At 71.0% G+C, this 11,929-nt stretch carries 9 protein-coding genes; 6 read left to right on the top strand and 3 right to left on the bottom strand.

Annotation, left to right across the window (positions count from 1 at the left end):
* Positions 1-86: 86 nt before the first annotated feature.
* Entirely contained in the window at positions 87-1,748 is a 1,662-nt protein-coding gene (locus tag FNH05_RS20475; protein WP_144590322.1) for a long-chain-fatty-acid--CoA ligase, read from the bottom strand.
* 4 nt (positions 1,749-1,752) lie between these two features.
* Positions 1,753-2,730, bottom strand: a complete 978-nt coding sequence (locus FNH05_RS20470) for a cyclase family protein (protein ID WP_144590321.1) — start codon at positions 2,728-2,730, stop codon at positions 1,753-1,755.
* A 175-nt stretch (positions 2,731-2,905) separates the two neighbouring features.
* Here FNH05_RS20470 and FNH05_RS20465 point away from each other — a divergent pair, with 175 nt between their 5' ends.
* A complete protein-coding gene (locus FNH05_RS20465; RefSeq protein WP_222426664.1) occupies positions 2,906-3,775 on the top strand; it encodes a TetR-type transcription factor C-terminal domain-containing protein in 870 nt (289 codons plus the stop codon).
* A gap of 72 nt (positions 3,776-3,847) precedes the next feature.
* Here FNH05_RS20465 and FNH05_RS20460 read toward each other — a convergent pair whose 3' ends face one another.
* The gene (locus FNH05_RS20460; protein ID WP_144590320.1) at positions 3,848-4,681 is read right to left on the bottom strand and encodes an enoyl-CoA hydratase-related protein; all 834 of its coding nucleotides are present in this window, start codon (positions 4,679-4,681) and stop codon (positions 3,848-3,850) included.
* Between the two features lie 117 nt (positions 4,682-4,798).
* Between FNH05_RS20460 and FNH05_RS20455 the strand changes: the two genes are divergently transcribed.
* The 5 genes from FNH05_RS20455 to FNH05_RS20435 all read left to right on the top strand — a co-directional run.
* On the top strand, positions 4,799-5,587 hold the full coding sequence (locus FNH05_RS20455; RefSeq protein ID WP_144590319.1) for a TIGR03084 family metal-binding protein: 789 nt from the start codon (positions 4,799-4,801) through the stop codon (positions 5,585-5,587).
* Positions 5,584-7,281, top strand: coding sequence for an acyclic terpene utilization AtuA family protein (locus tag FNH05_RS20450; RefSeq protein WP_281287621.1), 1,698 nt, complete (start codon positions 5,584-5,586; stop codon positions 7,279-7,281). Before FNH05_RS20455 ends, FNH05_RS20450 begins: the two co-directional genes overlap by 4 nt.
* 163 nt (positions 7,282-7,444) lie before the next feature.
* Positions 7,445-8,584 carry an acyl-CoA dehydrogenase family protein gene (locus tag FNH05_RS20445; RefSeq protein WP_144590317.1) on the top strand — a complete coding sequence of 380 codons (1,140 nt, stop codon included), beginning with the start codon at positions 7,445-7,447 and terminating at the stop codon, positions 8,582-8,584.
* Positions 8,581-10,179: an acyl-CoA carboxylase subunit beta gene (locus FNH05_RS20440; protein ID WP_186382649.1), complete on the top strand. Its 1,599-nt coding sequence runs from the start codon at positions 8,581-8,583 to the stop codon at positions 10,177-10,179. The genes FNH05_RS20445 and FNH05_RS20440 overlap by 4 nt, the downstream gene beginning before the upstream one ends.
* 5 nt (positions 10,180-10,184) lie before the next feature.
* The coding region (locus FNH05_RS20435) for an acetyl-CoA carboxylase biotin carboxylase subunit (protein ID WP_144590316.1) at positions 10,185-11,929 on the top strand (1,745 nt) is incomplete at its 3' end.

Raw genomic sequence — 11,929 nt, 5'->3', positions numbered from 1 at the left:
GGACACAAGCGCCTGAGGGTGGGACTCGCCCGGGGGCACCCGGTCCGGGGCCACCCGGCCCCGGACCGGCCACGCAGCGGCAGGGGTCAGGCTTGTTCCCGTGCCCTCAGTTCCCGGCGCAGCAGCTTGCCGGTGGCGGTTTTCGGGATCTCGTCGAGGAATTCCACCTGGCGCGGATACTTGTAGGCCGCCATCCGGTCCTTGCAGAACGCGATGAGCTCCTCGGCGGTGGCCGTCTTGCCGGGCCGGAGGCTGACGAAGGCCTTCACCGTCTCGCCGCGGTAGACGTCGGGCACGCCCACGACGGCGGCCTCACGCACCGCCTCGTGCTCGTAGAGCACGTCTTCGACTTCACGGGGCCAGACCTTGTAGCCGCCCGCGTTGATCTGGTCCTTCTTGCGGTCGACGATGTAGAACCAGCCCGCTTCGTCCATGTAGCCCACGTCGCCGGTGTGCAGCGCGCCGCCGGGGATGGCCTTCGCGGTCTCCTCGGGCTTGTTCCAGTAGCCCGCCACCACCTGCGGCCCGGTGGTGACGATCTCGCCGATCTCGCCGGGCGGCAGTTCGCTGCCGTCCTCGCCGACGATCCGCACCATCGTGTTGAACACCGGGACACCGACCGACAGCGCGCCCGAGGCGTCGTCCACCGGGGCGTCGGCCTGGTAGGGCACGCCGTGCGACGGGGAGGTCGTCTCGGTCAGGCCGTAGATGTTGTGGATGTAGCGGCCGAAGGCGGCGGAGAAGGCCTTCACGGTGGACGGCGGGATCGGCGCGCCGCCCGACCAGATCTTCGTCAGGCTCTCCAGCGCCTCGCGTTCGGCGTTCGGGGCGTTCATCAGTGCGATGAACACCGTGATCGAGCCGACGGTGAACGTCGGGCGCTGTTCACGGATGACGTCGATCGCCAGCGAGGGCTCGAACCGGTGGAACAGCACCAGCGGCGCGCCCAGCAGCAGCGACAGTCCGATGTGGCCGATCAGCCCGGTGATGTGGAACAGCGGTGCCACCCCGAGCACCGCGTCCTGCGGGCCGAGGCCGAACCATTCCCGGCAGGTCTGGCTGTTGAACGCGACGTTGCCGTGGGTGTTCATCGCGCCCTTGGGCGGGCCCGTGGTGCCCGAGGTGTAGGTGAGGAAGGCGACGTCGTCCGCGGTGTAGGACACCGGTGGCGGTGTCCGGCCCGCGAAGCGGGCCAGCATGCCCGCGAGGTCGGTCGTGTCCGGCAGTTCGATCCGCTCCGAGCCGGCGAAGGCCCGCGGATCGTCGCGCGTCTGGTACTCCAGTTCGGACGTGGTGAGCACGGTGCGGACCCCGGTGCCCGCCAGCACCTTGGACGCGACGTCGCGGTAAAGGCTTTGCAGGCACACGAGAACCCGCGCACCGGAGTCGTTGAGCAGCAGCTCCAGTTCGCGCTCGCGGTTCATCGGGTTCACCGAAACGGCGATTCCGCCCGCCTTCCAGGTCCCGATCAGCCCGATCAGGAACTGCGGCACGTTCTGCAGGTACAGCGCGACCCGGTCGCCCCGCTCGAACCCGGTGTCGAGCAGGCCCGCGGCGAAGGCGTCGGTCAGGGCGTCGAGTTCGGCGTAGGTGATCCGGCCGTCGAAGTAGCGGATCGCGTCGTTGCCCGGACTGCGCTCGGCGGAGGCGCGGAACAGGGCCAGCGCGTCGGTGAACTCCGGCGTGATCTCGGCAGGCTGCCCTTCCGGGTACCGGGCCAGCCAGGGCTTGTCGTCGTAGTCGCTCATGGCTTCAGCGGATGGCGACGGGGTTGACCGGCGCGCCGGTGCCGTTGACGACCTTCAGCGGGGCCGCCGCGTACAGGAAGCTCCACCGCCCGTCGGCCGCGCACGCCTCGGCGAGGTCGTCCAGCCAGGCGATCTCGGTCAGCGTGACACCGAGGTTCCGCATCAGCGCGCAGTGCAGCGGCAGCGCGACGCCGGTGTCCGGTTCGTTGGTGACCTCGTTGGCGATCGTGTCGGTGACCAGGTTCGGGATCTCCTTGTCCCGGAACCACTCCACCAGCTCGCGGGAGTAGGTCAGGCCGGGCTCGCAGAAGCCTTCGTAGAACTTCTCCGGATCGTTCAGGTCGTACCAGTACTTCAGCCAGCCCGTCCGGATGCACAGGATGTCGTGCGGCTCGATGGTCACGCCCTGCGCCCGCGCGGCCTCTTCGAGGTCGTTGTGGTCGAACGTCTCGCCCTTGTCGAGCCACTGCTTGCCGCGGTGCCGTGCCATGTCGATCAGCACGCCTCGCCCGACCACGCCCTTCTCGGCGATCGGGAGCACGGAGGCCTTGTCCATCCCGCCGACCGTGGAGCGCGCGTCGTAGCCGTTCCAGAGTTTGCCGTCGTACCAGACGTGCCCGAGCGCGTCGTACTGCGTCGAACCCTGCAGGAAGATCAGCGCGGTGTCGTCGGCGTAGTGCAGGCCACCGGGGAAGGCCGGGGCGGCGGTGGTGTCCCAAGTGGATTCGTCGAGGACGTTCTGCCGCTTGATGCCCTCGCGGCCGGGCCACAGCGGGTCGCCGGGACCTTCGGTGCGGCCCATGTGGATCTGGAGGGTGAACACCTGCCCCGAGCGGACGTGCTGGACGCCGCGCAGCACCTCCTTGGCGTCGAGGTAGTTCAGGCAGCCCAGTTCGTCATCGGGACCCCATTTGCCCCAGTTGGTCGGCGCGTCTTCTCCCAGCAGTTCGCGCATGGCGGGGGCGTCGGTTGCCTCGGACATCATTGTCTCCTTTGCACGTGAACCGGCCGAGCGTTCGAACGGTGACGTGTTTGGGAGTGTTGCCGATCATTGTTGCCCCGTCAATAACCGCTTCTGGACGAACACGGCGGAACAATGTTTAGATCTGCCAAACACTGGTGAGTGAAGGGTCGGTGCGGTGACGAGGAGCCAGGCAGTGGGGCCCGCGGACGAGAACGTGGGCGCCCAGGTGCGCGCGGCCCGCACGGCCCGCGGGCTGAGCCTGCGCGGCCTCGCCCGCGCGCTCGGGATCAGTCCCGCCACGCTCAGCCAGATCGAGAACGGCCGGACGGGACTGAGCGTGCAGCGGTTGCGTGGCATCGCCGACGCGCTGGAGCTGACCGTGCCGCAGATCCTGGACATCGACCTCGCCCGGGAGACGGACGTGCTCCCGCAGGCCGGGCCTCCGGCGCCGCCGGAGGCGGGGGAGTGGCGCGCCTACGGCCCCATGGAGCTGGAACCGGTGCTCCGGGCGGCGCTCGACGAGTTCCTGGCGATCGGTTACCACGGCGCCACCGTGCGCGGCATCGCCGCACGCTGCGGCCTGTCGGTCGCCGGGATCTACCACTACCACGCGAGCAAACAGGACATGCTGCTGGCGCTGCTCGACGTCGCGATGACCGAACTGCTGTGGCGGGCCGCCGCGGCCCGGACGGAGGGGACGGATCCGGTGGAGAGGTTCGGGCTCCTCGTCGAGAATCTCGCGCTGTTCCACACGCATCGCCGCGAACTCGGCTTCCTCGGTGCCAGCGAGATGCGCAGCCTCGCCCCGGACAACCGGCGCAGGATCGCCGCCCTGCGGATCGCCCAGCAGCGCATGCTCGACGAGGAGGCCGCCGCCGCGGCGAAGGAGGGCCGGTTCCGCACCGCGCACCCGCGCGAGGCCGCGCGGGCGGTGGCCACCATGTGCACCGCGATGACGAGCTGGTGGCGGCCCGACGGCCCGCTCCCCGCGGAGCGGATCGCCGGCCACTACGTCGCCTTCGCCCTCGACCTCATGCGCTACACCCCGGGTGAGACGCTCTGAAGGTCGCCTTGCGGGGCATAAACGCCCCCAAGGCGACCTTCGGGGCGCAATCCCGGCACTCCCACCCCGAGTTCAGGAGTCGAGCCAGGGGAGGTAGGCGGGCAGGGCCTTGCCGACCTCGAGGGTGAACTTCGGCGGCCGCTTCTCGAAGAACGACACGACCCCCTCGACGGAGTCGGCGTGCGCGGGCAGGCCCGCGATGAGCTTCGAGTCCAGTTCGTGCACCGGGAGCGGGGAGTCGAGTCCGGACATCCGGTACAGCAGCTGCCGGGTGACGGCGACCGACACCGGCGCGGTGCTGGCGGCGATCTCGCGCGCCAGCTCGTAGGCCTTGCCGAGCAGCTCGTCCGGTTCGTACACGCGCTGCACCAGCCCGGCGGCCCTGGCCTCCTCGGCGCCGAACAGGCGTCCGCTGATCATCCAGTCGAGTGCGGTGCCCATCCCGACCAGCCGGGGCAGGAACCAGGCCGAAGCGCCTTCGGGGAAGATGCCGCGGCGGGTGAACACGAACCCGAACCTGGCGTCGGTGGCGGCGAGCCGGTAGTCGGCGGAGAGCGTGATGGTGATGCCCGCGCCCACGGCGGCGCCCCGGAGCGCGGCGATGACGGGCTTGTTCATCAGGAAGATCCGCTTCGCGCACCGGCCCGCGGGTTCCTGCCACGGCCCGTCCGGCTCGCCGTCGAAGTCGAAGCCGCCCTGGGACAGGTCCGCGCCGACGCAGAAGTGGTCCCCGGCGCCGGTGAACACCACGACGCGGACCTCCTCGTCGGAGTCGGCGCGGCCGAACGCGTCGGCGAGTTCGTCCGACATGCGCACGGTGTAGCCGTTGCGGGCCTGCGGCCGGTTGAGGGTGATCGTCGCGATCCGGTCTTCGACGGTGTAGGTGATCTCGGCGTACTCGGCCACTCCTGCTCCTTGTCCTCTGGCTTCGGGGGGCGCCCCCCAAAAAAACAATCAAGCGCGCTTGATTTTTCTTCACGGCGGTGCCACCCTCGCTTGCAAGCGCGCGAGGAGGCGACTGCTGTGGTGGATCTTGGACCGATCTTGGGGGATCTGGCGGCCGAAAGCCAGTCCCTGGACGAGTTGGTCGCGGCCCCGGACACGGACTGGTCCCGGCCGACACCGGCCGAAGGATGGACGATCGCGCATCAGATCGGGCACCTGGCCTGGACGGACGCGAAGGCGCTGATCGCCGTGCGCACCCCCGGTGAGTTCGACCGCGAGGTGCGCCAGGCGCTGGCTGCTGGTGACGACTACGTGGCCAAGGGTGCCGAGGAAGAGGCGCGCAAGCCTCGCGAGGAGCTGCTCGCCCAGTGGCGCACGGGCCGGGCGGAGCTGGCCGACGCGCTGGCCGAGGCGCCGGAAGGGGCGAAGTTCCCCTGGTACGGCCCGCCGATGAGCGCGGCCTCGATGGTGACCGCCCGCCTGATGGAGACCTGGGCCCACGCGCAGGACGTGGTGGACGCGCTGGGCCTCACGCGTGAGCCGACCGGCTGCATCCGCCACATCGCGCGCTTCGGGGTGCGCACCCGCGACTTCGCCTTCTCCCTGCACTCGCTCGCTCCGCCCGCCGAGGAGTTCCGGGTGGAACTGCGCTCACCCGAGGGGGAGGTGTGGGCCTTCGGTCCCGAGGATGCCGCGCAGCGGCTGACCGGCAGCGCGCTCGACTTCTGCCTGGTCGTCACGCAGCGCCGCCACCCGGCCGACACCGGTCTGGTGGCCGTGGGCGAGGACGTGGCGAAATGGCTGGAGATCGCCCAGGCCTTCGCCGGCCCGCCCGGCGGCGGGCGGAAGGCGGGGCAGTTCGCGTGAGCACCCCGGGAACCCTGCGCATCGGCAACGCCTCCGGCTTCTACGGCGACCGCTTCGCCGCGATGCGGGAAATGCTCACCGGCGGCCCGCTGGACGTGCTGACCGGCGACTACCTGGCCGAGCTGACCATGCTGATCCTCGGCCGCGACCGGCTCAAGGACCCGGCCCGGGGCTACGCCAAGACCTTCCTCCGCCAGCTCGAAGAGAACCTCGGCCTGGCCAAGGAGCGGGGCGTCAAGATCGTCACGAACGCGGGCGGGCTCAACCCCGCCGGGCTCGCCGACGCCGTCCGCGCACTGGCGGCCAAGCTCGGCCTCGACGTGGCCGTGGCCCACGTCGAAGGCGACGACCTGCTGCCCAGGGCCGACGAGCTGGGCCTGGGCAGGCCACTGACCGCCAACGCCTACCTCGGTGCCTGGGGCATCGCGGACTGCCTCCGCGCCGGGGCCGACGTGGTGGTGACCGGCCGGGTCACCGACGCCTCACTGGTGGTGGGGCCCGCCGCGGCGCACTTCGGCTGGGGCCGTGACGACTACGACGCACTGGCGGGCGCCGTGGTCGCCGGACACGTGCTGGAGTGCGGCGCCCAGGCGACCGGCGGCAACTACGCGTTCTTCACCGAGCACGAACTGGGCCACCCCGGTTTCCCGATCGCGGAGATCGAGGCCGACGGGTCGAGCGTGATCACCAAGCACGAGCGCACCGGTGGCGCCATCACCATCGGCACGGTCACCGCCCAGCTGCTGTACGAGATCGGCGGCGCTCGCTACGCCGGGCCCGATGTGACCACCCGCTTCGACACCGTCCACCTGGAACAGGCGGGGCGCGACCGGGTGCGGATCAGCGGGACGAAGGGGGAACCGCCCCCGCCGTCGCTGAAGGTCTGCCTCAACACCCTGGGCGGGTTCCGGAACGAAACCACCTTCGTGCTCACCGGGCTGGACATCGAGGCCAAGGCGGCGCTGGTCCGCGAGCAGCTCGAACGGGCGCTGGGCGAGCACCGGCCCGCCGGGATCCGCTGGACGCTGGCCCGCACCGACCACGAGGACGCCGACACCGAGCAGCGCGCGAGCGCCCTGCTGCACTGCGCGGTCAAGGACGCCGATCCGAAGGTCGCGGGCCGGGCTTTCAGCGGCGCGGCCGTGGAACTCGCCCTCGCCAGCTACCCCGGCTTCCACGTGATGGCCCCGCCGTCGGACGCCTCGCCCTACGGTGTCTACACGGCAACCTTCGTGGACGCCCACGAGGTGCCGCACATCGCGGTACTGCCCGATGGGACGAAGGTGGAGATCGCGCCCGCCCCCGAGACCGCCGAACTGTCCGAAGTGGAGGAACCGGCGCTGCCGGAGCCCTATCGCGGCCCGGTGCGGCACGCGCCGCTGGGCGAGCGGTTCGGCGCTCGCAGCGGGGACAAGGGCGGCGACGCCAACCTCGGCGTCTGGGCCCGCGGCGACGAGGACTGGCGGTGGCTGGCCCACCGGCTGACCGTCGAGGAGTTCCGCCGCCTGCTTCCGGAAACGGCCGGGCTGCCGGTGCGCCGCCACCTGCTGCCCAACCTGCGCGCGGTCAACTTCGTGGTGAGCGGCCTGCTCGGCGAAGGGGTGGCTTCGCAGGCCCGGTTCGACCCGCAGGCCAAGGCGCTCGGCGAATGGCTGCGCGCGCGGTACGCCGACATCCCGGAGGGCAGGGCATGACTCCCCTTGTGTCAGCCCGCGGTTGCCAAGCCGACCACCGAACGCGCCGTCTTTTCGCGCTATCGGGGCGGCAGGGCGCCCGGCGCGGGAAAGTTGGTCAGTCTGGTGAGGAGCGCCCTGTCGACACGATAGCGGTCGCGCGCAAACTCCCGGAGGGCACAGCATGACGGAGACACCGGAACGTGCCGCGCTGCGGGAAACCGTGCGCCGGTTCGTCGAAGCCGAGGTGCTGCCGCATCTCGACGACTGGGAGCGGGCCGGGGAACTGCCCCGCGCACTGCACCGCAAGGCCGGGGCGATCGGCCTGCTCGGGGTGTCCTTCCCGGAAAGCGCCGGAGGTGGCGGGGGCGACTTCCTCGACGCCCTCACCGTCGCCGAGGAGATCCTGTACGCGGGCGGTTCCGGCGGCTTGGTCGCCTCCCTGCTGACCTGCGGGATCGCGCTGCCGCATCTGGTCGCCGCCGGGAACGCGGAACAGATCGGGCGGTGGGCGCGGCCCACCCTGGCCGGTGAACTGATCGGCGCGCTGGCCGTCACCGAACCCGACGGCGGTTCCGACGTCGCGTCGATCCGCACCACCGCCCGCCGCGAGGGCGACCACTACGTGGTCAACGGCGCCAAGACCTTCATCACCTCCGGCTGCCGCGCCGACTTCGTCACCACCGCGGTGCGCACGGGCGGGCCCGGCGCGCACGGGCTGTCGCTGCTGGTGGTCGAGCGGGGCACGCCCGGTTTCACGGTGACCCGCAGGCTGGAGAAGATGGGCTGGCACTGCTCGGACACCGCCGAGCTGTCCTATGTGGATGTCCGGGTGCCGGTGGCGAACCTGGTCGGGCCGGAGAACGGCGGGTTCGCCCAGATCGCGACCCAGTTCGTCACCGAGCGGCTTTCGCTGGCCGTCCAGGCCTACGCGACCGCGCAGCGGGCGCTGGACCTCACGCTCGGCTGGTGCCGGTTGCGCGAGACCTTCGGCCGCCCGCTGATCAGCAGGCAACTGGTGCAGCACAAGCTCACCGACATGGCCCGCCGGATCGACGTGGCCCGGGTCTACACCCGGCACGTCGCGCAGCGGTACGTGGCCGGGGACGACTGCATCGCCGAAGCCTGTTTCGCCAAGAACTCCGCGGTGGAGACGGCGGAGTGGGTGGTGAACGAGGCGGTACAACTGCACGGCGGCCTCGGGTACTTGCGGGAGTCCGAAGTGGAGCGTCATTACCGTGACGTCCGCATCCTCGGCATCGGCGGGGGCACGAACGAGATCCTCACCGGTCTCGCGGCGAAACGATTGGGGTACACGGCTTGAGTGTCATCAGGTCCGGAGTGGACGCCGCGGGCACGGAGTTCGCGGGCAACCGGGAGGCGATGCTGGCCAAGCTCGCCGAACTGGAGGCGGAGCACGCCAAGGCGATCGCCGGGGGCGGGGAGAAGTACGTCGAGCGGCACCGCAAACGCGGCAAGCTGCTCGCCCGCGAGCGCATCGAACTGCTGCTCGACGAGGATTCCCCGTTCCTCGAACTGTCGCCGCTGGCCGCCTGGGGGACGAACTACCACGTCGGCGGCAGCGTGATCACCGGCATCGGGGTGGTCGAGGGCGTCGAATGCATGATCGTCGCGAACGACCCCACGGTGAAGGGAGGCGCGAGCAATCCCTCCAGCCTGAAGAAGGGCCTGCGCGCGGCGGAGATCGCGGCCGAGAACCGGCTCCCCACGATCAACCTCGTCGAGTCCGGCGGGGCCGACCTGCCCACCCAGAAGGAGATCTTCATCCCGGGCGGGCGGACCTTCCGCAACCTCACCGCGGCCTCGGCCGAGCGCAGGCCCACGGTCGCGCTGGTGTTCGGCAACTCCACGGCCGGGGGCGCCTACCTGCCCGGCATGTCCGACTACGTGGTGATGGTCAAGGAACGGGCGAAGGTGTTCCTCGGCGGCCCGCCGCTGGTGAAGATGGCCACGGGGGAGGAATCCGACGACGAGTCGCTCGGCGGCGCCGAGATGCACGCCCGCCGCTCCGGCCTCGCCGACTACCTCGCGGTGGACGAACAGGACGCCATCCGGCTCGGCCGCGCCATCGTGAAGCGGCTGAACTGGCGCAAACTGGGGCCCTCGCCGAAACCCGAGTACGAGGAACCGCGCTACGACGCCGAAGAGCTGCTCGGCATCGTGCCGGGCGACCTGAAGATCCCGTTCGACCCGCGCGAGGTGATCGCCCGGATCGTCGACGGTTCCGACTTCGACGAGTTCAAACCGCTGTACGGGACCAGCCTGGTCACCGGCTGGGCCGACCTACACGGTTACCCGGTCGGCATCCTCGCCAACGCGCAGGGCGTGCTGTTCAGCGAGGAATCGCAGAAGGCCACCCAGTTCATCCAGCTGGCCAATCAGACCGACACCCCGCTGATCTTCCTGCACAACACCACCGGCTACATGGTGGGCAGGGAGTACGAGCAGGCGGGCATCATCAAGCACGGCTCGATGATGATCAACGCGGTGTCGAACTCCCGGGTGCCGCACATTTCGGTGCTCATGGGCGCCTCCTACGGCGCCGGGCACTACGGCATGTGCGGCCGTGCCTACGGTCCCCGGTTCCTCTACGCGTGGCCGAGCGCGAAGTCCGCGGTGATGGGCCCGCAGCAGCTCGCCGGTGTGCTCTCGATCGTCGCCCGCGCCTCGGCCGCGGGCCGGGGGCAGCCCTACGACGAAGAGGCCGACAAGGCGATGCGGGCGATGGTGGAACAGCAGATCGAGGCGGAGTCGATGCCGATGTTCCTGTCCGGCATGCTCTACGACGACGGCATCATCGATCCGCGGGACACCAGGACCGTGTTGGGGATGAGCCTTTCCGCGATCCACAATGGACCGATCAGGGGCGCCGAGGGCTTCGGCGTCTTCCGGATGTGATGGACGTGATCAAGAATCTGCTGGTCGCCAACCGGGGCGAGATCGCACTGCGGGTGTTCCGCACCTGTGCCGAACTGGGCATCGCGCGGGCCGCGGTGTTCTCCGACGCCGACGCGGACGCGCCGCACGTGGCCGGGGCGGACGCCGCGGTCCGTCTGCCGGGCACCGCGCCGTCCGACACCTACCTGCGCGCGGACCTGCTGGTCGCGGCGGCGCGGGCGACCGGGGCCGACGCGGTGCATCCCGGTTACGGCTTCCTGTCCGAAAACGCCGCCTTCGCCCGCGCGGTGCTCGACGCGGGACTGACCTGGATCGGCCCGCCGCCCGAGGCCATCGAGGCGATGGGGTCCAAAGTGGAGGCCAAACGGCTGATGGCCGGTGCCGGGGTGCCGGTGCTGGCCGAACTGGACCCGGCGAAGGTCACCGAGGCCGATCTCCCGGTGCTGGTGAAGGCCTCGGCCGGGGGCGGCGGCCGGGGCATGCGCGTGGTCCGTGAACTCGGCGAGCTGGCCGACGCCGTGCACAGCGCCTCGGCCGAGGCCGCCTCGGCCTTCGGCGATCCGACCGTGTTCTGCGAGCGGTACCTGGAGACCGGCAGGCACATCGAGGTGCAGGTGCTCGCCGACGAGCACGGGACGGTCTGGGCGGTCGGGGAGCGGGAGTGCTCGATCCAGCGACGGCACCAGAAGGTCCTGGAGGAGGCGCCCTCGCCGCTGGTGGACGACGCGATGCGCGAAGAGCTGTTCGACGCGGCGCGCAAGGCCGCCAAGGCGATCGGGTACGTCGGCGCCGGCACCGTCGAGTTCCTGGCCACCTCCGGCGGTGAGTTCTTCTTCCTCGAGATGAACACGCGCCTGCAGGTCGAGCACCCGGTCACCGAGCTGGTCACCGGACTCGACCTGGTGGCCGAGCAGATCCGCGTCGCGGAGGGACGGCCGCTGCCCGCCGAACCTCCACAGTGGACAGGGCATGCGATCGAAGCGCGGCTCTACGCGGAGGACCCGGCCGCCGGGTGGCAGCCGCAGACCGGCACGCTGCACCGGTTCGAGGTGCCCGGCGACGTGCGGGTCGACACCGGGGTGGCCGCCGGATCGGTGATCGGCGTCGCCTACGATCCGATGCTGGCGAAGGTCATCGCCTGGGCGCCGGACCGCGCCGGGGCGGCGCGCAAGCTGGCCACGGCGCTCGCCGGTGCGCGCATCCACGGCGTGCGCACCAACCGCGATCTGCTGGTCAACGTGCTGCGCCACGACGCCTTCCTCGCCGGGGACATCGACACCGCCTTCTTCGGCCGGCACGGACTGGACGTCCTGGCCCGCCCGCTCGGTGACGAGCGGCTCGCCGCGGCCGCCGCGGCCTTCGCCGACGCGGCGGCGAACCGTGCCGGGCATCGCCTGCCCAGCGGCTGGCGCAATCTGCCGTCGGCACCGCAGCGCAAGCGTTACGCCGTGGGCGAGGCCGAGTACGAAATCGCCTACTCCTCCGGCCGTGACGGGGCCCGGGTGGTCGGCGGGGTGGACGGCACCGACGTCGCCCTCGTGCATGCCACCCCGGACCATGTGGTGCTCGACGTCGGCGGCGTGCGCCGCGCCTTCGACGTCGGCCGCTACCCGGGCCTGGTGTGCGTCGGGCCGGTCAGCCTGACCCCGCTGCCGCGTTTCACCGAACCGGGCGCCGCGCTCGCGGCGGGCTCACTGGTGGCCCCGATGCCCGGCACGGTGCTGCGGATCGCGGTGCGGGCGGGGGACAC

The sequence above is a fragment of the Amycolatopsis rhizosphaerae genome (assembly GCF_007713715.1).
In the GTDB taxonomy this organism is placed as follows: Bacteria; Actinomycetota; Actinomycetes; order Mycobacteriales; family Pseudonocardiaceae; genus Amycolatopsis_E; species Amycolatopsis_E rhizosphaerae.
This window is presented reverse-complemented; position numbering and strand designations above follow the sequence as displayed.

Coding starts and splice junctions, on each gene's coding strand:
- FNH05_RS20475 (WP_144590322.1), bottom strand. CDS start 1,748: ATGAGCGACTACGACGACAAGCCCTGGCTGGCCCGGTACCCGGAAGGG.
- FNH05_RS20470 (WP_144590321.1), bottom strand. CDS start 2,730: ATGTCCGAGGCAACCGACGCCCCCGCCATGCGCGAACTGCTGGGAGAA.
- FNH05_RS20445 (WP_144590317.1), top strand. CDS start 7,445: ATGACGGAGACACCGGAACGTGCCGCGCTGCGGGAAACCGTGCGCCGG.